The sequence below is a fragment of the Paenibacillus dendritiformis genome (genome assembly GCF_021654795.1).
Classification (GTDB): domain Bacteria; phylum Bacillota; class Bacilli; order Paenibacillales; family Paenibacillaceae; genus Paenibacillus_B.
In genome coordinates this window covers 5,151,144-5,173,127 of the sequence record NZ_AP025344.1, presented here as the reverse complement: position 1 = coordinate 5,173,127, position 21,984 = coordinate 5,151,144, and the positions used below count along the sequence as shown (strand labels likewise).

Below are 21,984 nucleotides of genomic sequence, written 5' to 3'. Positions count from 1 at the left end.
GGAAGGGAGAACGTGCAATAGAAGTGCGCAACGAGGAAAAACAAACACGGCCAACCGAACGACGGGACAAGCGCACAAGTTGCCAACGGCTTCATTGGTTTCATTCTGAGCGGTAGGGAGGAGTATGAAGGCAAGGCCCCGACCGGCCATACGAGGCGGCAAGGGGCATAAATTAAAGGGACAGCGGCGGCCCGCTATCCCTTTGTTCGCGACGTATGGTCACGGAATAATCCGCTTGGCGCACTCACTTTTCCTTGTCCTTCAATGTCCAGATCGGGGTCTTCGGCTTCGGCAATTTCATCGCCTCGACCTTGTTCTTCACGGCCGCGGAATATTTCAGGCCCCATTTGTCGAAAAACTCCAGCAGGTTATTTCCGCTCAGCTCCGACGCTTTCGTAACGAAGAAGTCGATGCGTTCTTGATCCGTCTTCGGGAGCAGATCGGCGGGCAGCTCGCGAACATTATAATTCAGCTTCGTGTACAGATCCCAGCCGTAAGCGAGCTGGAGCTGGCGGAACATGACAAGTCGCGTCCACACGTCGGCCTGGGTGTCATCGTTGAAGTTTTTATCCGCATTGGTTGCCTCGATATATTTGAAGGCGGTGTCATAGATGGTCGTGCCGTCGGACCGCTTTTGCAGCAGACGCGACGGATTGCCGAAGCGGTCCTGAATGTACAGGGAGAAGATATTGACGGTTACTTCCGTCACTTTGCCCCACGTCCAGGCATTTTGCTGGTATTCATGGCCCGTCTCATGCCACCAGCCCCATCCATTCAGGGTCTTGATGCCATCCACGGTTACCGCATCGATGGCGGACGGATCGTTGAAGAACATGATCGGGTACCCGGCATGCATGAAGCCGGCGCTGATCTGGATATCTCCCACGTAGCGGTAAGGCAGGGAAATGCTTCGATGAGGGAGGTTTCGGTTCGGCGCCGTGCCGGCGAGCTTGTCATATTCGGTCAGCATTTCGTCCCACAGCTTCAGCACTTCATCCGGATGATCGAGATTGCGGACGTACTCCGAAGGCAGGGTCAATATTACCCGATCGGTCTGAAGCTCGGCCCAAGGCGCGCCATAATGGCGAATCGTATCCTGCCAATCCTTCAGCTTTGTCGTCCCTTTGATGTAATTGGGGGCCTGAACCCCGCCGTTCAGGTTGACCGTAACGGCCGTTCCCGGCTTCGGCTTGGTCGGAATCAGATAGACCAGGCCGCCGTAAGGGCTCGTGATCGTATTTCTTCCCGGAGACAATGTTTCCCGCTTCGCAATCACCGGGGCGCGCTTCCAGTTGTCCAGCGACAGGCTGCTCAGATTGTCGGTATGAGCGCCGATCTGGACATCGAGATTCGTGGTTCCTCTCGGGACATCGATCGTGATAGGCTGGCCCGCTTCCGCGTACACGCCGGTGCTGATCCAGTTCTGAGGAACGTAGAATTGACGCAGATAAGAGTAGGCGGAATAGTCGAAATCAACCCAGACGCGCTTGCCGGTCACGGCAGGAGCGCCGTCCTTCACTTGGCCCGGGAACGCATCCGCGAAGGGCGACTTGGCGCCGGACGGATCGCGGAGAAGGCGCTCCATCAGCGCTGGCAGCAGCGATGCGCTGTAGGGCTTGGCGGCTGGCTCGACAGGCAGCGTAATGCCGCCCAGGCTGGCCGCATCTTCCTGAACCTGGGCATACACCGGGCTTGCCGGAGACAGGGAGCCAAGTGTCGAACCCAATGTCGAGGTGATGATATTCATTTTGGCCTTGTCGTCGGAAGCGGGGAACCCGATAGCGGCTTCCCCGATCGTTTTCGCACCGGCTTCGATCGCCCTGGCTTCGGCCATAATATGGTTCGCGTCATAATGAGAGGCTTGGGTCAGGGTCAGGAACGGCGCCAATCCATCCCACGCCGTGGCCTGGTTATTCATAAGCGACAAGCCCGCCGTATTCAGGAGACGCTGCAGCGGATAATCGGATGCGAGCGACGCGGTGGCTTGGCCTGTCTCTCTCGACACGGATGGGTACTGCTCGAAGACCCAGCCCTTGGCGGCGAAGACGAGGCGCCCGCCTTCCCGTATGTAGTCCAGCAGCGGCTGCACTTCTTCTTCCTCCACATAGGTGTAGTCAATAAAGGCGATCGGATGTGCGGCTGGCTCAAGGATAGCCTCGCCTTGTTCATCTGTGGCCGTCCATCGGTCGATATGGGTAATATCGATTGGCAGATCCGCACGTGCGGCGAAGTCGGAAGTCTTCGTAATGATGGAGATGCGGCCCTGCCCCGCGCGCGCTTGCTCATAGCTGAGCGGCAAATCTTCCGTAAGCCAGTTCAAAATGTTGCGGGCGACGATCGCATTGCCGCTCGCATCGGGCTCGGTGAGCTTGAAGTATGCTTCCCCGCCAATTGCGGCGATCCGGCCCTGGCCGTAGCGGGCGGCGGCCATAATCGAGGTTGAGCGCGGATCGGCGGCGACGGCGAAGGCATGCTCCCCGAACGCAGCCACGCCTCCGTTATAGGAATTGCCGTCCAGCGGAATCCCGGCAAGATCGCGGCTGAGCACATCGAGATCATGTTGGGAGCAGGAAGGGGCGGACGCCATGGCGGAAGAAGAGGACTGCTGCGCGGACGAGGCAGGCTCGGCATGGAAATAGGGGACAGGCTGCAGCAGGGATAAAGCAAGAGTCATTGAGCAGATCGCGCTGATACGGGATAGCTTATTGTTCAACATTCGAACACTCCTTATCTCTTATCGTTTGGGGAAAAGGATTGCCGATCGGTTCACTGCCGAAATCACCTTGTTTTTGCCAAGCCGGTTCTTCACGGGGGGATGTTGCGTTGATGCTTTAATGCACGGTAGCGGCGGGACAAGATGAGATTGTCCCTGAAACATTACGGGCCTCCTTTCATAATCGGGCATCTTACGCAGGCTGTTCATTATAGTGCTCTAGTTGTGTACCATATTGTACATAACCGCAACAATCTTGACAATCATGCGGACCATGATTTGCCTAAATTCCTCCTAATGTCATGGCCCTAGTTCAAAAAGCCTTGAGTCCGCCTTCAAAGGCTTCACGTTCCCTTCGAATTCGACGCGAGCCGCCGATGGGCGCCAGGAACGGAGTCTCGGCATGTCGAATGAAGTCCGGCGCGGATATCTCTAATGCGTCTGGCCGTGGTCCTTCATAGGGGCGTGCCGCATTGCAATGAAGATGAGTGTGGATTTTACGGCTTGTTTTTGCGACAATAATGAGTAGGCTGTAAAGGGTTGCAGAAACAGGTATGGAAAGGAAGTCATACATGACCGTACGTGACGAAACGATGGAAGTCCAACCGCTGGACGCGGCAATTGAACAGATGACCGCGAGCGAGCCGGAACGTCTTCTCCATCAGCTTGCCTCGGAGTTGTCTCTTGGACGCGGACAAGTCCAACGGACGATCGAGCTGTTGGATGAAGGGAACACGATCCCGTTCATCGCCCGGTACCGCAAGGAGATGACGGGGGAGCTGGATGAGACGCAGCTCCGGACGCTGGAGGAGCGGCTCGGTTATTTGCGGGGCCTGGAGGAGCGCAAGCGCGAGGTGCTCCGGCTCATCAACGAGCAGGGGAAGCTGACGGAGCCGCTGCTGGATTCGATTGTCCAGGCCGCGAAGCTGCAGGAAGTGGAGGATCTGTACCGCCCTTACCGGCAGAAGCGCAAGACGCGCGCCAGCGTGGCGAAGGAACGCGGACTCGAGCCGTTGGCGCAGTGGATTCTCTCTTTGCCGAAGCAGGGCGATCCGATGCAGGAGGCGTCCGCTTATGTAAATGAAGAGAAAGGCGTTCCTGCCGCCGAGAATGCGCTGCAGGGCGCTCAGGATATTATCGCGGAGATGCTGGGCGACGATCCGGATATACGCGCCTGGGTACGCCGGTACACGATGGATCAGGGCGTCATTCGCACGGAAGCGAAGGATAAAGAGCAGGAATCGGTCTACGAGATGTACTATGAATATACAGAGCCGGTCAAGCGGCTGCCGTCTCACCGGATTCTGGCCATTAACCGGGGGGAGAGAGAGGACGTCCTGAAGGTCGCGCTCGATGTTCCCGTGGACAAGATCGTAGCGTATATGAGCAAGCGCACGATTCGGGGCGCTTCGGTCGTGAGCGACTTGCTTCAAGTGACGATCGAGGATTCTTATAAGCGCCTGATCGCGCCTTCGATTGAGCGGGAGGTGCGTGGGGAACTGACGGAGAAGGCGGAGGAGCAGGCCATTCAAGTCTTTGCGCAAAATTTGCGCAGCCTGCTGCTGCAGCCGCCGGTGCGGGGGCAGACCGTGCTTGGCGTCGATCCGGCCTTCCGGACCGGCTGCAAGCTGGCGGTGGTCGACGAGACGGGCAAGCTGCTGGAGGTAGCGGTCACGTATCCGACCGCCCCGCATCACAAGACGGCGGAAGCCGTCAAGACGTTCAACCGGCTTGCCGATAATTACGGCGTCGGACTGGTCGTTATCGGCAACGGCACCGCCTCGCGCGAGACCGAGCAGTTCGTCGCCGACTGGATTCAATCCCGTCCGGACCTGAAGCTTCATTACGCGATTGTGAGCGAGGCGGGGGCGAGCGTCTACTCGGCTTCGAAGCTGGCGGCCGAGGAGTTCCCGAGTCTGGATGTCGCGGAGCGGAGCGCCGTGTCGATCGCCCGCCGGCTGCAGGATCCGCTCGCCGAACTGGTCAAGATCGACCCGAAGGCGATCGGCGTCGGGCAATACCAGCATGATGTCGCGCAGAAGCGCCTGGAAGAGAGTCTGGGCGCCGTCGTGGAATCGGCGGTCAACCACGTCGGGGTCGACGTCAATACGGCTTCCCCGTCGCTGTTGTCCTATGTATCGGGCATCAATGCGACGCTGGCCAAAAATATCGTCAAGCACCGCGAGGAGAACGGAAAATTCACCGAGCGCAAGCAGCTGTCCAAGGTTGCCCGCCTCGGGCCGAAGGCGTTCCAGCAATGCGTCGGATTTCTTCGCATACCGGACGGGGCGCATCCGCTGGACAATACGCCGATTCACCCGGAATCGTATCCGGTGGTCGACCGGCTGTTCGCCGAGCTTGGGGTCCGTCCCGACCAGATCGGCACGCCAGAGCTGGCCGGGAAGCTGCGCGAGGTGGACGTGAACGGCTATGCGGAACGGCTGGAAGTGGGCGTGCCGACCTTGAAGGATATCATCGACAGCCTGCTCCGCCCGGGCCGCGACCCGCGGGAGGAACTGCCTCCGGTCGTGTTCCGCACGGACGTGCTGCAGATTGAAGATTTGAAGCCGGGCATGGAACTGAAGGGAACGGTCCGCAATGTGATTGATTTCGGCGCCTTCGTCGACATCGGCATCAAAAACGACGGCCTGGTGCATATCTCGCAGCTCAGCGATCGGTATGTGAAGCATCCGCTTGATGTGGTGTCCGTCGGGGACAATGTCACGGTATGGGTGCTGTCCGTCGATGTGAAAAAAGGGCGCGTCGGCTTGACGATGAAGCGCTCCAGCGTCGAGAACCTGCAATAAGGAGGCCGCGCTGGCCCGCTTGAAAAAGCTAACAAGCCCCCGCTGGCCGTCCGTTCGCATAGACGGGCGCCGCGGGGGCTTCATTCGATCAGGGTTACGGCTGCCGTCCGGACATGTCCTCAGGCGCCTTGGACTTGTGGAAATAGCGCTTGCATTTACGGATGAACGCGCTGCTTCGAACGATAAAAAAACCAGCACTCATTCAACAGCTTAATCTGGCGGCGGTCCTTCTTGTGAAAGGCGCGCATCAACTGGTTGCATAACCATTGCGGCATGAGTATCCCTCCTTCAGCCCGGGGACGAAGATTCTTCGTTGTAACGCTATCTTATGGGCTGCCGCCGCATTTGGTGCAGGTCCGACGCAAAAAACCGGAACGAGGCTGCGGGCTTCGTTCCGGTTCTGATCGGTCGTTTATTCGATTCATCGCTTGAGGCGTGTGCTTCCTGACATTCCGCTATTGGATGCCGGCCGCTTCGGCCTCCTCCTCGTACCATTGCTCCATCTGGGCCTGCAGCGCCCGTATCTCCGTCAGCAGCGCGATGAGGGGATAATGCTCCTCTTGAATCCCGGCGAAGGCCTGTTCCAGCCGGTTCATGTATTCGAGCCCGCTGACCGTGCGCGCCTCCTCCTGGAGCAGCTCCAGCTTCTCGCATTCCGCGATCGCCACGGGCAGCTTCGGGATCCGTTCCGCTGTCAGCTTACTGATTTCCTTATGCAAGCGCAAATTCAGCGCGCTCAGTTGGTAGGCGTATTCGGCAGGCATCTCGACGAATTCCCAGTCGCTTCCCAGTTGAAACAGAATATAGCGCATCTTCGCCATCCGGCAATCCCTCTCTTCATCCGCAATTCTACTCTTGACAGTGTACTGGACTTCCAGTACAAATTCAAGTAGGGAAGCAGGGTGATACAGATGACCTATACGAACCAATCGCTGCAGCAGTGGGTAGAGGCGGTGTCCTTGCGGGACTTCGGCAAGCCGTTCCGGCATCAGGCCCGCTATAACGGGCGGCTCAAGTCGACGGGAGGCCGGTACCTATTAACCTCGCATCATATCGAGATCAACCCGAAGCAGCTCGAAGCCTTCGGCGAGGAGGAAGTCGAACGGATCATCAAGCACGAGCTATGTCATTATCATCTTCATCTGGAAGGAAGAGGCTACCGGCATCGCGACCGCGAATTCAAGGAACTGCTCCAGGCCGTGGGGGGCTCGCGCTACTGCCGTTCCTTGCCCGGCGCGGAGGGCCAGGGCAGGCTGCCGTACCGCTATCGCTTGGAATGCGTCGATTGCCGCCACACCTATCTCCGCAAGCGGAGGGTGGATGTGAGGAAATATGTGTGCGGGCGCTGCCGCGGCAAGCTACGGATCGTTCCGGTCCGCACAGAGACGGGGAGGAAGGATCATGGCTAAGCTGGAAGGGAAAACGATTGTTATCACGGGACCTCGCAAGGCGGAAGAAATGTCCGCGCTCGTGCGCAAGCAGGGCGGTACGCCCTTGGTGAGGCCGACGCAGGGAACGATGCTTGAGGGCTTCGAGCGGCTGGAGGCGGAAGTCGACCGGCTGCTGGAGGCGCCCGTGTCGCTGGCCGTCTGGACGACGGGGATGGGCTTGGACAGGCTGCTGGAAGCGGCCCGCGAGGCAGGGAAGGAGCAGGCGTTCCTCCGCAAGATGGCGGAGATGAAGCATGCGGCGCGCGGATACAAGACGGTGAATGCGTTGAAGCGAATCGGCATCGTGCCGGCCGTCCGGGATGACGACGGCTCGACGGCCGGGCTGCTGCGCTCCCTCGACGCGAGCGGGACCGGCTTGGCCGGACGGCTCGTCTCGCTTCAGCTCCACGGCGATCCGGCCCCGGCGCTGGCGGGGTATTTCAAGCAGGCGGGCGCCGATACGATGGAACTGATGCCGTATCGCCATACCCCGCCTCCGGAGGACGTGCTGAGCCGGCTTGCGGACGAACTGCTCGCCGGGGAAGTGGACGCCGTCGCGGTAACCAGCGCTCCCCAAGCCCGCTTCCTGTTCGAATACGCGAAGCGGAACGGTTTGACGGAGCGGCTGCTGGAGGTGTTCGCCAACCGGACATGGATGGCCGCGGTCGGCAAAGTTACGGCGGCCGCCATCGCCGAGGAAGGGGTGCAGCGGATCATTGTCCCCGAAGAGGAGCGGATGGGCGCGCTTATCGTGGAACTGGCCAAGCATTTCGGGAAGGAGAGCGGGGAGTAAGCCATGGGAGGGAGATGACAGGGAAGACGAAATCATCTCCCCCTGCTTGACATCTGTTCTATCGTGTGATACATTAATACTTGTCATTCCCCGATAGCTCAGTCGGTAGAGCACTCGGCTGTTAACCGAGTTGTCACAGGTTCGAGTCCTGTTCGGGGAGCCATTTTCATACGGAGAGGTACCCAAGAGGCCGAAGGGGGCGCTTTGCTAAAGCGTTAGGGTGTAACAGCCGCGAGGGTTCGAATCCCTCTCTCTCCGCCACTTATGATTTCAACAACAAGTCCCGCAAGGGATTTTTTTGTTATCCATGATGTAAGCGTTTACTTAGGACGGTTCGGCAAGGGAGGCCCCTATGATGAATGCCAAGCGATGGTTCTACCGTCTTCTGCTCTCGTATATGCCCGTGTTCATCATCGTCGTCAGCTTCTTGTTCTTCGTCTTTTTTCAGACGCTGAGCGAACAGAGCCGGAATGACGCGATGCGCACCAATGCCTCGCTTCTGCTGCAGACGCTGCGCGCGACCGATGCCTCGCTGAAAGCCATCGATCAGACGCTGGTCTCCGAAGTCGTGAACTCTCCGGAGCTTGCCCAATTTTTTCAACTCACGGCGGATGACGACGTTCCGCTCCATATGCGAATCATGAAGCTGATGCGGCGGATGAGCGCCAGCTACCCGCTTATCGATTCGATCTACCTCGTCCGCTTCCAGGAGGGCAAAGTGCTCAGCAGCAGCAAGGAGTGGAGCCTCGCGCAGTACCTTGACCGGGAGTTCATTGAGAAGAACCGGAATCTGAAGAGCACCGACTCTCCCTGGATTGGAGCGCGGCCGTTCAAGGAATTCGACTTCCAGGAACCGAAGCGCGTCATCTCGCTTGTTCGCAGCGTGCCGAATTCGGGCGGAAGCGGCGGGATGGTCGTCGTCAATGTCGCTGCCGCGTCGGTGGCCTCGATGGTGAAGGAATGGTACGGATCCGAATTGAACAGCATCCGCATTATGGATGGGGACGCGAATGATCTGCTGTTTGATGATACCGGTAACCCTTCGGGCAAAAGCTTCAAGATCGTCTCGAATTACATGTCCCCCTATACCGGTTGGGTATATGAGAGCGGCTTCCGCCAGGATAGGGCGGTGCTGTCCGCCGATCGGTGGTTCAATATATGGATGATCGGAGGGATGGCTCTGCTGCTCGCTGCGGCGGCCTGGATCGTCTACGTGACGCATCGGCATTATCAACCCGTCGCGAAGCTGGTGAACCGCGTGAACGAGGTTGCCGCGACTCCGGCCTCGAAGGGGTCGGACACGGGCCGCTGGGATGAATTCTCGGTCATCGAATCGGCGCTGGACCGCATGTTCGCGGAGCGGGATGAGTCTGTCGAGCGGGGGAAGAAGGATGCGGTCTTCCTGCGCAATTATACGTTCCGTCAATGGCTGGACGGGACATACGAGGATCATCCGCTCGGAACGGCCCAGCATATCGATGTGCCGCTCGCGTCCGATCGGCCATGTCTTGTCGCCGTGCTGGAGCTCGACAACTACGCCGCCTTCGTCGAGGCGTATTCGAAGCGGGACCGGTTCCTCCTCCAGTACGCGGCCAAGTCCGCATGCCAGGAGACGGCCGCTCAGCACGGCTGGTCCCTGTGGGCGGACTGGCTGACCGGAGAGCGGCTGGCAATGCTGTGGCAGCCGCCGGAGCGAGGCGAAGGGGAACCGGCTGCGCGCGACGAGGCCGAACGCCGGCTGGCGGCGATAATGCAGGATATGCTGGAGTGGATTAACGGCTATCTGAAGTGGACGGCGACCGCCGGGATCGGCGGCACGGCGCCGTCGATTCGGGCGGTTCCGAAGGCGCTCGATCAAGCGCTGCGCGCCTTGAGCCGGAAGATGACCTGCGGCTCGAATCGAGTGTTGATCGAGGAGGAGCTGCGCCGGGATCCCCCGGATTTGCAGCCGTTGGGGCGCTTGCTCGCCCACAGCCTGACGGGAACGGCCGCGGAACGCGAGGCCCGCCTGTCGGAATGGGCGGACCTGCTCCGCGCCGGGTGTCTGACCCGGGGGGAGGTTCGCCAGGCCTGCCGCCAATGGGTGCCGGATGTGGCGCGCCGCTGGAAGAGCGCGGGGGAAGAAGCGCCGGGGGCGGCCTGGCTGGAGCGGCTGGATGCATGCCTGACGCTGGAGGAGCTGGAGCGGACGCTGCGGGACGGGCTGGAGGCGGCGGCGGATTCCCTGGCCTGTGCCGATCGGGAGCGCAATGCCCGGCTTATCGGCCGCGTGCAGGACTATCTGCAGGAGCATTATGCGAATCCGCAAATATCGCTGAATCTGCTGAGCGAGACGTTCGACATCGCCCCGAAGCTGCTGAGCAAAAGCTTCAAGGAAGTGACGGGCGAGAAATTCATCGATGTCCTGATCGGGCTGCGGCTGGAAGAGGCGAAGCGGCTGCTGCGGCAGACCGACCTGCCGGTGCAGACGATTGCGGAGCGGATCGGATATGGAGGAGCCGTCTCCTTCAGCCGGGTATTCAAGCGAATGGAAGGCATCTCTCCGGGAGAATACCGGAGCAGTCATCACGCCGCCGGTTCGGCGGATAGGGCGCAATAAATGGGGCGACGTGCATGCACGCCGCCCTTGCGGCGTTCACGGGGAGTGCGAAAGCCTGCAAAAGTCAGGCTGTTGAGAAAGAAGTTTTGAGTAGGGAAATGGATATTTCCACCATTCTGAAAACTGCACCATTTCCCTAGATACGCCCATCCGGCAGTCGAAATCCGCAAAACTCCACGATTTCTCCAGACGCTCCTCTTCAGTAAGCGAAATCCTGCATAAATACAGCAATTCGATATGGACGACGATTCCAGAAAGGGAATCCTGCAAAATTACAGGAATTTCCCCCGTTTCGCTTCGGCTTGAAGCAAAAGGGCCTAAAATGATGTAGATTTGCAGCAATTCCTCGGGATGGGGACTCATTAAGCCGAAATTCCTGTAAAATCGGCTAGGCCCCCTATATCTGGAGTCATGTCCACCAAAAAAGATGCGTTCTTAGAATTGCTTCCTATTTCGCGTGGTTACACGGCCCGATGATATTTTGATCGGTCCTCCAGCGTCATGACCCACTTTGAGTATTCCGATGGTGACATGCTCTTTAGGCTACCATGCATTCTGCGGTTGTTGTAGAAATCCATGTAACGATCAAGTGCTTCATAGGCCTCTTCAAATGTCATAAATTCCGTCAGGCTGAACAGATCACGTTCGAGTAAGCTATGAAATGACTCAATGTAGGCATTCATATTCGGACTGCGTGGCGGGATGCGTTCATGGACGATCTCCAGACTCTCGCACGTATCACCAAACAACTTGCTGACAAACTGAGGCCCGTTGTCGGTGCGGACGGTGGGCAACTCATCGCCGGGATTCAGGCGTTCTTGTAGCGCCCGGCATAGTGTCTGTACGACGTGCTTGGCCTCACACACGGAACCCCGGTATTGTCCGACGACGACGCGGCCAAATACATCGATGATACTGAGCACGAAAAAGAAACGCTGGCGCCCAATCACGTACCCATATTTAATATCAATTTGCCATAGCTGGTTCACCCCGGTTACCGTCCGGTTTCTCGGTACTCTTCGAGGATGTTTGCTTGTTTTCTTCCGTTGTTTCTGAAGAATTCCTAACTCTTTGCAAATGCGGTACGCCTTTTTCTTGTTTAGAATCAATCCACGTTGTCTGCGGAGGCACAGCGCCAAATTCTTATACCCATAAATGTGCTCTTCTCCTTCCAGGAGTTCGAGCATCCATTCTTTAATCTGTTCATCTGAAACTTTCCGGCCCGTATTCGTAGAGGAAAATCCAGGCACAGGACGCCCTTTTAGAGCGCATGAAGCCTGTTCTTCGGTACTGGATGCCTCTCGTTTCTTCCGGCCATAGTACGTCGATTCGCGAACTTTCAGGATACGCAGAACTTTAGCTGCTGCATGCCCCCGCTTAATAAACGGTTCTGCTATTTCAAGTCTTTCAGATAAGCGGGGTTCTTCTTTTTTACGACTTCTCGTAGGATCTCGATCTCAAGCTCTTTTTCACCCAGGAGCTTTTTTGCCTGCTCGAACTTTGCCTCTACCTCTTGAAGTCGACGGAGTTCTTGCAGATGCTCGTCTGCTGCGGGTATCTCCTCTTGGCTAATTTCGTCACGGTGGTCTCTAACCCAAACACGTACCGTCTCCGGATGGACACCGTACATTCGGGCAAGTGTTCCCACCTTAATGCCGGCCATTGCTTCCTTTACAATTTGCAGGCGTTTTTCCTTGCTAAAGTGCTTTCCCATACTAGTTGTCCCCCTCTGATAACAGCTTATAATATTGGAGCCGGAAGCTCCAGTTTAATTAGGGGGCCTAGGAGAAATAGCAGCAATTTCCTCCGCACGTCCAAGCCCCAGGAGGCAACGATGCTTCCAGCAGGCCGATAGTGCTTCCAGCAGGCCTCCAGCAGGACAGATAATGCTTCCAGCAGGCCGATAGTGCTTCCAGCAGGACAGATAATGCTTCCAGCAGGCCGATAGTACTTCCAGCAGGCTGATAATGCTTCCTGAAGGCGATGATGCCCCCAGCATCCGACGCGGTCGCTTGGATCCCGTAAAATCAGGCCATTGAGTAGTCTATGGGGCTTTTTACTTGTGATTGATCTCTTCTCCCGGTAGAGAAAATCGATTTAAAACGCTCTAAGAGCCAAAGTTTGGATGAGGAAAATAGACCATCTCCACCCCTTCACAAAAAACAGGGGTTTTCCAACAGCCTGCCAAGGTGCAGGAATTGATCGCCAGCGGAGCGGGAACAGCCTTAAAAAGCTGCAGCAGTGCAGTTTTTTGCCCGAAACGGTCCCGAACCAAGCGATAACGGAGAGAATTCCTGTATATTAAGTCAATTTCATAATTCCTTTCGTTCAAAGCGGTTGGACCAGCCCAAAATGGCAGATTCATTTTTTTGAAAATTACGCAACCTACTTAGCTCCAAGGATGCTTTTGTTTAGGCGGTCTAACGCAAGTTTGCATAGGGTGTATGTCAGACAACTCAAGTCTAGATCGACCAAAGCACGTTTCTTAAGTTTTCTGCTTGAGCCCAATTCCATGTACAGCTTCAAATAGGCAAAAACACGTTCAATCGCTACTCGCTGCTTGAATAGTTCAGCAAACTTTTTGCTTCCACGTCCGGGTGCCGTGTATTTCCGGACATCTTCATCAATGCGAAATTTGAAAACTTTCTGGCAGCCGTCCGCTTGAAACGGGCAGGAGGCGCATTCCTTTGGCCTTGTGAATTTTATGGTATCTCGCTTGGCATCTTAACTGTCGTAGACGTACGCATGACCTTGCTTGCCAGTCGGGCGAAATTGCTTATCCACCCCTTCAGGTAGCTTGCTGCGATGGATAAGCGGGATGATCCTTTGCACCTACACTTGCGTGTTGCGGCATATCAGCGAGAAGCTGTTCGTAAGTGGCGGGCAACATATCGGCGACCTCCCGTTCAAATAGGCTGAGCGAGGCCTCGTACGCTTCAACTTCGGCACGCCAAGCCGCATCTTCGGCTTTCGGAACGCGTCCACGCTTTGGTCGCTTGGGTTTCTCTGGTTTAGGTTTCTCTTCTGGCTTGTTGGCAGACTCGTCCAGAAAAGTAGGTTCGTCGGTTTCGGGCGAGAGCTTCGGCAATGATTTACCGGCGTCCAAATGGGGATTGCGATCAAAGGACTCGATGTGAGAAGAATCTATGGCCAGTATATTTTCCTCAAGAAACCCTTCCGTGATCGCCTGGTGTACAAGGTCCTCCTGTGTCGTTCGCAAGAAACCGGATTGACTGAGCTTGGCAGTGAGCCGGGAATAGGCTGCTTCGCTGGGCACTCGATCGGAACCGGTAAAACGGCAGCGAGTAAGAAATTCAAGACTTTCCTTCAAACGGCTGACCAAATCCTTGGTAAAGCGGATGTGCTCCATTTTGCCGATGACGAGTGAGTATATCATCGCTCTTGTATTTAAACTTTCAGGACGGCCCCGACGATTGTAGCTGCTAATGACGTGTTTCCGATCGGCAGATGTTCTAAAACGAAATCCGCTTTAGGGGCAGGCGCCATTTTCATCATTTCTCAAAGGAAAACAGCTCTTCTTGTCGAATATGATACATGGGAGTACTCCTTTCTCGGTTTTTTGGTTTAGTCACCTATAACTTCGGGAAAATGGGGAGGTACTCCTTTTTTCTGTGCCTAAAACTCCAGCAACCGCAAGGGTTTCGAATTATGAAATTGACTTTATTTGCAGCTTTTACTATTCCACGCCCCGGTGCTGCAGAAAAAGATGTACTTTTACAGTTTTTTGAAGACACGCGCGCGAGAATCCGAAAATCGTGTGCTCCGGCCCAGGTCGGTATTGGTGAGCTGACGGTGTCCTGAACACACGGATATTCCCGCCAAGGAAGCGGCTGGCGAAAGTTATCAAGCGGGGGGAAAACGGTCAATTGACGCTTTGCCGCAAGGGAACGCAGTGCGGGAGAAAATGGTTCTTCCCCGGGAAAATGGTTGATTGTGCCGCTGGAATTCCCTGGCCTATAATCAGACTCAACCCGGGAGGCTTCCGGAGCGGATTGCCGGAAGCCGAAAGCCATCGCTTCGCAGCTGCTCCATGCGCTTCGTGCTAAGAAGAAGAGCCGGCCATGGGACACGCCGGCTTGAAAACGGTACCATTTGCATTTATGCGTCTGACAAAGGAGGAATGCCCCATGGCAAACGTCACGCCCGGATCTGCATCCCGCCGCCTGACATCGCGCTTCGCGTTTGCCCCAGGCGCCGGCAAGCGGATCAAGAAGCATTGGCAGTTCTACCTGCTGGTTCTGCTGCCTGTCTCCTACCTGATTATTTTCAAATATGTGCCTATGGGAGGCGTGCTGATCGCGTTCAAGGAATATAACGTCGTGCAGGGCATCTGGGACAGCCCGTGGGTCGGGCTGAAATATTTCGAGCAGTTCCTCGAGTCCCCCTACTTCTGGAATTACATCCGCAATACGATTGTCGTCAGCCTGTACGGGCTGGCGGTCGGGTTCCCGGCTCCGATTCTGTTGGCCCTGCTCCTGAATGAGATTCGCAACGGCTGGTTCAAAAAGACCGTGCAAATGGTGACGTATGCCCCCTATTTCATCTCGACCGTCATTATGGTGTCTATCGTTATCGTAGCTCTGTCGCCGAACGTCGGCATGGTGAACAATGTGCTGCGGCTCTTCGGGTTCGAAGGAATCGACTTCATGGGACGGCCGGAGCTGTTCAAATCGATTTATGTCTGGTCTGACGTATGGCAATTTACGGGCTACGGCGCGATTATTTATATCGCCGCGCTGGCTGGGGTCAATCCGGAGCTGTATGAAGCGGCCAAGGTCGACGGCGCGACGCGCTTCCAGAAAATATGGAACATCGATTTGCCGAGCATTTTCCCGGTGATGGTGATTCTGCTTATTCTGAATGTCGGGAGCATGATGAGCGTCGGCTTCGAGAAAATGTATCTGATGCAGAACCCGCTCAATCTGGAGTCTTCGGAAATTATCTCGACCTACGTATACAAGGTGGGGCTGTTGAATGCGAACTTCAGCTTCTCGACGGCGATCGGACTCTTCAACTCTGTCATCAATCTGTTCTTGATCGTGACGGTTAACGCGATAGCGCGCCGGCTGTCCGAGTCGAGTCTGTGGTAAAGGGGGCCTTTGTTCCATGCGCACAACGACGATTCGGGAATCGCTGCCCGACCGTTTGTTCCTCGCCGGCGTGTACGTGTTTTTAACGTTGATTCTGGTCATTATTTTATTTCCGCTGCTTCATATTTTGAGCGCTTCATTCAGTTCGCCGCAGGCGGTCAATTCGGGGCGGGTCTGGATCTTTCCCGTCGAGTTCACGCTTGCCGGCTACAAGGCCGTCTTCGCCAACTCCAATATATTGACGGGCTATGCGAACTCGCTCTTCTATGCCGTCTTCGGCACGTTGGTCAATGTCGTCATGACCGTGCTGATCGCCTACCCGCTGTCGCGCAAGACGTTCTACGGACGGCAGATGCTCATGATGCTGCTCGTCTTCACGATGCTGTTCGACGGCGGTCTCATCCCGAACTACATGGTCGTGAAGTCGCTCGGTCTGATTGATACGCGCTGGGCGATGATTATTCCGGGCGCGTTGGCCGTATTCCAGGTCATTATCGCCCGCACCTTCTTCCAGTCCTCCATCCCGGAGGAACTGTCAGAGGCGGCGGAGATTGACGGCTGCAGCGATGCCCGCTTCATTACGAGCGTCGTGCTGCCGCTGTCCAAGCCGATTCTGGCCGTCATGACGCTGATGTATGCGGTCGGGCATTGGAATTCGTATTTCGGGGCGCTCATTTATTTGAAATCGCCTGATATGTTCCCGCTGCAAATCGTGCTGCGCAACATTTTGATTCTCAATTCCGTGGATCCGGCCATGATGGCCAATGTGGATGACATGCTGCAGCTTCAAGGCATCGCCGAACTGCTCAAGTATTCGCTCATCGTGGTGGCGAGCGCGCCCGTGCTGATGATTTATCCGTTCGTCCAGAAGCATTTTGTGAAGGGCGTCTTGATCGGGTCATTAAAAGGGTAACACGGCATGCCTTAGCATTTCGCTATGAGATGACATTTTCAAGGAGGGTCTAACCATGGGACAAAAAGGATCTGTCTTGCTCGCCATGCTGTTGAGCATCTCGCTGCTGCTGGCGGCATGCTCTGGAGGAGGGGCGAAGCAGGGAGCGGCAGCAACCGATCCGGCCGATGAGGCCAAGGCGGAGGAGCTTTTCAGCCCGGTCGGGGAATTCCCGATCGCGAAGGAGCCGATGACGCTGAAAATGTTCGCTCCCCAATCGGCGGCGATCGAGAATCTGGAGACGAACGAGTTCACGAAGTTTCTGGAGGAGAAGACCAATATCCAGATCAAATGGGATGTCGTGCCGGAAGGCGCGCTGGAGGAGAAGAAGCAGCTTATGATGGCCAGCGGCGACTACCCGGAAGTGATTCTGGCAGGCTCCTTCAGCAAGGCGGATCAAATCAAGTACGGCCAGCAGGGCGTCTTCATCCCGCTCAATGATCTGATTGAGAAGTACGCGCCGAACATAAAGCAGGCGATGGCGGAGATCCCGTACTTGAAGGACGCGATGACGACGCCGGACGGCAATATTTACGCGATTCCCAAGGTGAATGAGTGCTATCACTGCACCTACGCCTCGAAAATGTGGATCAACCAAACGTGGCTGGATAAGCTCGGCCTGAAGATGCCGGCGACGACAGATGAGTTTTATGAGACCTTGAAGGCGTTCAAGGAGCAAGACCCGAACGGCAACGGCAAGCCGGACGAGATTCCGCTCACTACCGCCGGGAAAAAGGAAATGTGGGGCGGAGGCCTGGACGCGTACTTGATGAATGCGTTCATCTATAATGATGCCACGACCTATATGTATCTGGACAACGGGGAATTGAAGTTCTCGCCGAATCAGGAGGCATGGCGGGAAGGGCTTCGCTACATTCACAAGCTGTATGCGGAAGGGCTGATCGACAAAGCGTCCTTCACCCAGAACGCGGATGCCGTGAAGCAGGTCGGGAACCGGCCGGACAATGTGATGGGAGCGGTCGCCACCGCGCTGATCAGCTATGTGTATTCGCCGAATGAGCTGACCCCGCGCCACAAGGATTATGTCACGGTTCCGCCGCTCAAGGGGCCGGAAGGCGTGCAGCTTGCAGGCTATTTCGTCGGCGCAGGCAACGGCCAGTTCGCGATTACGAACAAGGCGACGGCCGAACAGCAGATTGCGGCGATCCGGTTCGCGGACTATCTCTATTCGGAGGAAGCGACCCTGTTCAGCAGCATGGGCAGAGAAGGGGATGGGTACCGCAAGGCCAAGGAAGGCGAGAAGACGGCGGACGGAACGCCGGCGCGCCTCAAGCAGACGCCGAAGCCGAACGTGGCCCAGGTGCAGAATGGAACATGGCAGGAGCTCGGGATTATGAAAATGACGAATGAGCTGCGGGACTCCTTCGCCGTGCCGGAGGATATGTATTCGGAAGACGGCTACGGGCTGCGGCTGCGCACCGAATCCAAGAAATACGAGCCGTTCGCGAAGCCGGAGATCGCCTTCCCGTCCGATATCTTCATTGCGGCGGAGGACGCTTCCCTGGCCGCGCAGCTCCAGACCTCGATCAATGATTACGTCGAATCGAACATGGCGCAATTCATTACCGGCAGCAAAGATGTCGACAAGGACTGGGACGCTTATGTAAAAGGGTTTGACGGGCTGCAATTATCGAAGTATCTTGAAATTTACAGCAAGGCGCTGAAAAAATAAGGGGCAGGCTGCCGTCCGAAGCGCTAGGGCGCGGATTTCGGACGGCAGCCTCTCGTCGCCTGGAGAATGACCAATCTAACGTTAGAGAGGAGCGGCTGCCGGATGAATCAAAGGCTGGCGGTGCCCACGCCGCAGCAAATGGCGTGGCAGGACTTGGAACTGGGCATGTTTTTTCACTTCGGCATCAATACGTATTGCGATCAGGAATGGGGGGACGGGACGGACTCCCCGGAATTGTTCAACCCGGCGGAGCTGGATGCGCGGCAGTGGATTGGGACCGCGAAGGAAGCCGGCTTCAAGTATGTCATTCTGACGGCGAAGCATCATGACGGCTTCTGTCTGTGGCCGACCAAGACGACGGATTACTCGGTGCGGTCAAGCCCGTGGAGGAACGGGCAGGGCGATGTCGTGCGCGAGGTCGCGGATGCCTGCCGGGAGGAAGGGATGAAGTTCGGCTTATACGTGTCGCCTTGGGATCGGAACGCGCCATGCTATGCCGATCCGGCGGCCTATGACGATTTCTATGCGGAGCAGCTGACCGAGCTGCTGACCGGCTACGGGCCTCTCGTCGAGGTCTGGTTCGACGGGGCGGGCTCCGAAGGGCGCGAATACGATTGGAAGCGCATTATCGGCCTCGTGAAGCGGCATCAGCCGGACGCGATGATCTTCAATATGGGCGCTCCGACGATCCGCTGGGTCGGGAATGAGGACGGCGTCGCCCCGTATCCTTGCTGGAATACGGCCGAAAGCGCCCGGGTCAGCATGTTCACGAGCGATATGAATACATGGATGGAAGAGACGCCGGGCTGGGTGCCGGCGGAATGCGACGTGCCGATCCGGAAGCGGCATTGGTTCTGGCATCCGAACGATGAGCACAGCCTGCACTCCCTCGATCATTTAATGGACTTGTACTACCGCTCGGTCGGACATGGCACGACGCTCCTGTTGAATGTCTCTCCGGACAACCGCGGCCTGCTGCCGGAACCCGACGCGAAGCGAGTGCTCGAATTCGGGGCGGAGATCCGCCGCCGGTTCGGGCAGCCGCTGGGCTCCGTCTCCGGCACAGGGTCCGGGCTTGAGCTGGCGCTGGATGGAGAAGCCCTCATCGATCATATCCTGACGATGGAGGATATCGCCTACGGGGAACGGGTGCGCGCCTATACGATCGAGGCAGAGGCCGGCGGCAAGTGGAAGCCCGTCGCAGCGGGCAGCGCCATCGGCCACAAAAAGATCGACCGCATCGAGCCGACGCAGACATCCCGTATCCGCATCCGCGTAACGGAGGAGGCGGCAGAGCCGCATATTCGCAGCTTGGCCGCCTATTCGGCGGGGGAATAAGGCAGAAGTGAATTGGCATACGGAGCCATAACGGCAAGGATGGACCGCAGCGGAAGGAATGCGGTTAATCCTTGCTTTTTTTCATATAATATGAAAGATTTAATAGGTAAAGTTCGCGGGCCGCACGAAGTGTCGGTACCGACGGAATGTGTTAATCATATGATGAAGCGATTGGCCTTATCGCGGCGCATGGACATCGAAGGGAGAAGTCCTGCGGAACATCATGAAGGAGGTGGCGGAGTGAGCAGACAGCAAACCAATGACTCGAACGATGCGGGCAGCGGAGGCAGAGAGCCGGAAGATATCGTGGCGGAGGCGGTTCAGATTCTGGAGGGAGACGACGAATCGATTCGGCATGCCTTCCGGTACTGGCACCCGTATGACCTCGCTCTCGTCTACCGGGACGCGAAGATGACGCACCGCACCCGCTTGCTGGAGGTGCTCGACGTCGATCAGCTTACGGGCATCATGCGCGAGCTGGATCCGGCGCTGCAGCTGGAGTCATTTCAGATGCTGGGGCGCGAGCGGGCTGCGGAAGTATTGAACCGCATGGATAACGACGACCTGGCCGACACGATGGCGGCCGTCAGCGTGGAAGCGAAGGAATTCCTGCTGTCCCTGATGAAGCGGGAAGAGAGCGATACGGTACGCCAGCTCTTGACCTACGAGCCGGAGACGGCCGGCGGCCTGATGACGAACCGCTACGTCTGGTTCTATGAGCGTTATACGGTGCGTGAAGCCGTCGAGAAGGTGAAGGCTTTCGCCGAATTGACGAAGCATGTGCATTATTTTTATGTCGTAAATGAAGAAAAGCGTCTGGTCGGCACGCTCTCGTACCGCGAGCTGGTGCTGGCCCAGGAGACGGAGACGATTCAAGCCTTGATGAACGAGAAGGTCATCTCGGTTACGGCCGACACGGATCAGGAAGAAGTCGCCCGCTTGTTCGAGCAGTATGACTTCCTCTCGATGCCGGTCGTGGACGAAAATAACCGGCTGATCGGGATCGTGACGGTCGATGACGTCATCGACGTCCTGCGGGAAGAGGCGCATGAGGATTTCAATAAATACTCCGCTACGGACAAGACGATCGATTTCCGCACGAATCCGTTCACGGCGGCGCGGCGGCGTCTGCCCTGGCTGATTATGCTGCTGTTCCTCGGCCTGGTGTCGGGCAGCATCATCAGCCGCTTCGAAGAGACGCTGCAGCAGGTCGTCGCCTTGACCTTCTTCATGCCGATGATCGCCGGCATGACGGGGAACACGGGCACGCAATCGCTGGCGGTCGTCATCCGCGGCCTCGCGTCGGAGAAGCTGGACAAGGGCTCCGTCAGCCGGCTGATCGGACGCGAGCTGGTCGTCGGGCTCATCATCGGCACCGTATGCGGCCTCGCGGTCGCCCTCGTCGCGGGCTTCTGGCAGTCCAGCCTTCCGCTCGGGCTGGTCGTCGGCAGTTCCTTGTTCCTGACCGTCATTATCGGCACGATGGCAGGGACCGTCATCCCGCTTATTCTGTACCGCTTGAATGCCGACCCGGCGGTGGCATCCGGCCCGCTCATTACGACGCTGAACGATATCTTCTCGCTCACGGTCTACTTCGGAACGGCGACCCTGTTCTTGTCCTATATCCTGTGAGAATCGTGCGGCTGACTGCGATATTTGTTTCCCCATGAGATTGTACTCTTTCGGCGGACGAATTTCGAAAATGTCTATACAAAGGTGGACAAGAAGAGGATATGCTTCGCTTAAGGAGATAAGTCTATATATAGGGTTTATTGGGGCGTTGTTCTATATCTAGCGGGATGAGTGTCGAAAAAGAACATCTCTCCTTCACCGAAAAGTGTCCACTATTTGAAAGACATTTCTTTATGTTTTCCACAAAATGAGGACACACCTGCGGCAGCGGCTATCGTCAGCCTGATGAGTCTGATCTTTGTCCAGGATCATTCCGAATGTTTGGATTTTTTCGGATCAATGGAGACTGGCGCCGCGGATGGACCGTCCTGCAGGAATCCGCCCGGAAAAGGACCCTGAAAAGCACATTGAAAAAAGACCAAAAAAAAAGCTTGTCAACGGCCAGGTCGTTTGTTATACTCTTAATTGTCGCCGCGAGGTGATGAAGTTTTTGAAGACGTGGCCCGTTGGTCAAGCGGTTAAGACACCGCCCTTTCACGGCGGTAACACGGGTTCGAATCCCGTACGGGTCACCATCTATTCTTATGGATGATATGGCGGACAGCAATGTTCAGTCAGCACGAGCCATTAGCTCAGTTGGTAGAGCACCTGACTTTTAATCAGGGTGTCGAAGGTTCGAGTCCTTCATGGCTCACCAGTTTTCCTTTATGGTTGCAATGCGGAAGCATCGTTCCCAACATACGTGCGGTAGTGGTGGAATGGCAGACACGCTATCTTGAGGGGGTAGTGGGCGTACGCCCGTGGAGGTTCGAGTCCTCTCTACCGCACCATAATTTTCATGACGAATGAGCGAAGTCTTGGCATACAAGGCTTTTTTTGTTTTTACCGGGATATCGCATTGAACTTGAACCTCGTT

At 56.6% G+C, this 21,984-nt stretch carries 16 protein-coding genes, 5 tRNA genes and 1 pseudogene; 15 read left to right on the top strand and 7 right to left on the bottom strand.

Going from position 1 to position 21,984, the window contains the following annotated elements; translation table 11 throughout:
* Positions 1-244: 244 nt before the first annotated feature.
* Positions 245-2,716 carry a M60 family metallopeptidase gene (locus L6439_RS22975; protein ID WP_213470716.1) on the bottom strand — a complete coding sequence of 824 codons (2,472 nt, stop codon included), beginning with the start codon at positions 2,714-2,716 and terminating at the stop codon, positions 245-247.
* Positions 2,717-3,285: 569 nt separating this feature from the next.
* Here L6439_RS22975 and L6439_RS22970 point away from each other — a divergent pair.
* A complete protein-coding gene (locus L6439_RS22970) occupies positions 3,286-5,520 on the top strand; it encodes a Tex family protein (RefSeq protein ID WP_213470718.1) in 2,235 nt (744 codons plus the stop codon).
* 155 nt (positions 5,521-5,675) lie between these two features.
* Here L6439_RS22970 and cmpA read toward each other — a convergent pair whose 3' ends face one another.
* Together cmpA and L6439_RS22960 are read right to left on the bottom strand one after the other, a co-directional pair.
* Positions 5,676-5,795 (bottom strand): cortex morphogenetic protein CmpA, encoded by a 120-nt coding sequence (gene cmpA, locus L6439_RS22965; RefSeq protein ID WP_006677697.1) that lies wholly within the window; start codon positions 5,793-5,795, stop codon positions 5,676-5,678.
* 180 nt (positions 5,796-5,975) lie between these two features.
* Positions 5,976-6,341 (bottom strand): hydrolase/acyltransferase, encoded by a 366-nt coding sequence (locus tag L6439_RS22960; protein ID WP_213470720.1) that lies wholly within the window; start codon positions 6,339-6,341, stop codon positions 5,976-5,978.
* 90 nt (positions 6,342-6,431) lie between these two features.
* On the opposite strand from L6439_RS22960, the gene L6439_RS22955 reads away from it, so the two are divergent.
* From L6439_RS22955 to L6439_RS22935, 5 genes are all read left to right on the top strand, one after another.
* Entirely contained in the window at positions 6,432-6,929 is a 498-nt protein-coding gene (locus tag L6439_RS22955) for a SprT family protein (RefSeq protein ID WP_168180504.1), read from the top strand.
* The gene (locus L6439_RS22950) at positions 6,922-7,743 is read left to right on the top strand and encodes a uroporphyrinogen-III synthase (protein WP_213470722.1); all 822 of its coding nucleotides are present in this window, start codon (positions 6,922-6,924) and stop codon (positions 7,741-7,743) included. Before L6439_RS22955 ends, L6439_RS22950 begins: the two co-directional genes overlap by 8 nt.
* 87 nt (positions 7,744-7,830) lie before the next feature.
* Positions 7,831-7,906: transfer RNA gene (locus L6439_RS22945), tRNA-Asn, on the top strand.
* 9 nt (positions 7,907-7,915) lie between these two features.
* Positions 7,916-8,004 (top strand) — tRNA-Ser (locus L6439_RS22940).
* 91 nt (positions 8,005-8,095) lie between these two features.
* Positions 8,096-10,342, top strand: a complete 2,247-nt coding sequence (locus L6439_RS22935) for a helix-turn-helix domain-containing protein (RefSeq protein ID WP_237096616.1) — start codon at positions 8,096-8,098, stop codon at positions 10,340-10,342.
* 36 nt (positions 10,343-10,378) lie between these two features.
* Here L6439_RS22935 and L6439_RS22930 read toward each other — a convergent pair whose 3' ends face one another.
* The 4 genes and pseudogenes from L6439_RS22930 to L6439_RS29800 form a co-directional block, all read right to left on the bottom strand.
* Positions 10,379-10,705 carry a hypothetical protein gene (locus L6439_RS22930; RefSeq protein WP_237096615.1) on the bottom strand — a complete coding sequence of 109 codons (327 nt, stop codon included), beginning with the start codon at positions 10,703-10,705 and terminating at the stop codon, positions 10,379-10,381.
* 98 nt (positions 10,706-10,803) lie between these two features.
* The gene (locus tag L6439_RS22925) at positions 10,804-11,685 is read right to left on the bottom strand and encodes an IS3 family transposase (protein ID WP_237096951.1); all 882 of its coding nucleotides are present in this window, start codon (positions 11,683-11,685) and stop codon (positions 10,804-10,806) included.
* 50 nt (positions 11,686-11,735) lie between these two features.
* Complete coding sequence (locus tag L6439_RS22920; RefSeq protein ID WP_172879205.1) at positions 11,736-12,056, bottom strand: transposase; 321 nt, start codon at positions 12,054-12,056, stop codon at positions 11,736-11,738.
* Between the two features lie 671 nt (positions 12,057-12,727).
* Positions 12,728-13,899, bottom strand: a pseudogene (locus L6439_RS29800) (transposase).
* A gap of 112 nt (positions 13,900-14,011) precedes the next feature.
* On the opposite strand from L6439_RS29800, the gene L6439_RS22910 reads away from it, so the two are divergent.
* The 9 genes from L6439_RS22910 to L6439_RS22870 all read left to right on the top strand — a co-directional run bounded on the left by L6439_RS22910 (position 14,012) and on the right by L6439_RS22870 (position 21,898).
* Positions 14,012-14,164 (top strand): hypothetical protein, encoded by a 153-nt coding sequence (locus L6439_RS22910; protein WP_213471666.1) that lies wholly within the window; start codon positions 14,012-14,014, stop codon positions 14,162-14,164.
* A gap of 326 nt (positions 14,165-14,490) precedes the next feature.
* Positions 14,491-15,453, top strand: a complete 963-nt coding sequence (locus L6439_RS22905; RefSeq protein WP_213471667.1) for an ABC transporter permease — start codon at positions 14,491-14,493, stop codon at positions 15,451-15,453.
* A 16-nt stretch (positions 15,454-15,469) separates the two neighbouring features.
* The gene (locus tag L6439_RS22900; RefSeq protein WP_168178233.1) at positions 15,470-16,366 is read left to right on the top strand and encodes a carbohydrate ABC transporter permease; all 897 of its coding nucleotides are present in this window, start codon (positions 15,470-15,472) and stop codon (positions 16,364-16,366) included.
* Between the two features lie 55 nt (positions 16,367-16,421).
* Positions 16,422-18,098, top strand: coding sequence for an ABC transporter substrate-binding protein (locus L6439_RS22895; RefSeq protein ID WP_168178234.1), 1,677 nt, complete (start codon positions 16,422-16,424; stop codon positions 18,096-18,098).
* Positions 18,099-18,200: 102 nt separating this feature from the next.
* Positions 18,201-19,436, top strand: a complete 1,236-nt coding sequence (locus L6439_RS22890; RefSeq protein ID WP_168178235.1) for an alpha-L-fucosidase — start codon at positions 18,201-18,203, stop codon at positions 19,434-19,436.
* 240 nt (positions 19,437-19,676) lie between these two features.
* The gene (gene mgtE / locus L6439_RS22885; RefSeq protein ID WP_168178236.1) at positions 19,677-21,068 is read left to right on the top strand and encodes a magnesium transporter; all 1,392 of its coding nucleotides are present in this window, start codon (positions 19,677-19,679) and stop codon (positions 21,066-21,068) included.
* A 500-nt stretch (positions 21,069-21,568) separates the two neighbouring features.
* Positions 21,569-21,643 (top strand) — tRNA-Glu (locus tag L6439_RS22880).
* Positions 21,644-21,689: 46 nt separating this feature from the next.
* A tRNA-Lys gene (locus L6439_RS22875) sits at positions 21,690-21,765 on the top strand.
* Positions 21,766-21,812: 47 nt separating this feature from the next.
* A tRNA-Leu gene (locus tag L6439_RS22870) sits at positions 21,813-21,898 on the top strand.
* Positions 21,899-21,984: the final 86 nt, after the last annotated feature.

Bases quoted from the DNA above. Each gene is read 5' to 3' on its own strand.
- L6439_RS22975 (WP_213470716.1), bottom strand. From the start codon at position 2,716: ATGTTGAACAATAAGCTATCCCGTATCAGCGCGATCTGCTCAATGACT.
- L6439_RS22970 (WP_213470718.1), top strand. From the start codon at position 3,286: ATGACCGTACGTGACGAAACGATGGAAGTCCAACCGCTGGACGCGGCA.
- cmpA (WP_006677697.1), bottom strand. From the start codon at position 5,795: ATGCCGCAATGGTTATGCAACCAGTTGATGCGCGCCTTTCACAAGAAG.
- L6439_RS22960 (WP_213470720.1), bottom strand. From the start codon at position 6,341: ATGGCGAAGATGCGCTATATTCTGTTTCAACTGGGAAGCGACTGGGAA.
- L6439_RS22955 (WP_168180504.1), top strand. From the start codon at position 6,432: ATGACCTATACGAACCAATCGCTGCAGCAGTGGGTAGAGGCGGTGTCC.
- L6439_RS22950 (WP_213470722.1), top strand. From the start codon at position 6,922: ATGGCTAAGCTGGAAGGGAAAACGATTGTTATCACGGGACCTCGCAAG.
- L6439_RS22935 (WP_237096616.1), top strand. From the start codon at position 8,096: ATGATGAATGCCAAGCGATGGTTCTACCGTCTTCTGCTCTCGTATATG.
- L6439_RS22930 (WP_237096615.1), bottom strand. From the start codon at position 10,705: ATGAGTCCCCATCCCGAGGAATTGCTGCAAATCTACATCATTTTAGGC.
- L6439_RS22920 (WP_172879205.1), bottom strand. From the start codon at position 12,056: ATGGGAAAGCACTTTAGCAAGGAAAAACGCCTGCAAATTGTAAAGGAA.
- L6439_RS22910 (WP_213471666.1), top strand. From the start codon at position 14,012: ATGAAATTGACTTTATTTGCAGCTTTTACTATTCCACGCCCCGGTGCT.
- L6439_RS22905 (WP_213471667.1), top strand. From the start codon at position 14,491: ATGGCAAACGTCACGCCCGGATCTGCATCCCGCCGCCTGACATCGCGC.
- L6439_RS22900 (WP_168178233.1), top strand. From the start codon at position 15,470: ATGCGCACAACGACGATTCGGGAATCGCTGCCCGACCGTTTGTTCCTC.
- L6439_RS22895 (WP_168178234.1), top strand. From the start codon at position 16,422: ATGGGACAAAAAGGATCTGTCTTGCTCGCCATGCTGTTGAGCATCTCG.
- L6439_RS22890 (WP_168178235.1), top strand. From the start codon at position 18,201: ATGAATCAAAGGCTGGCGGTGCCCACGCCGCAGCAAATGGCGTGGCAG.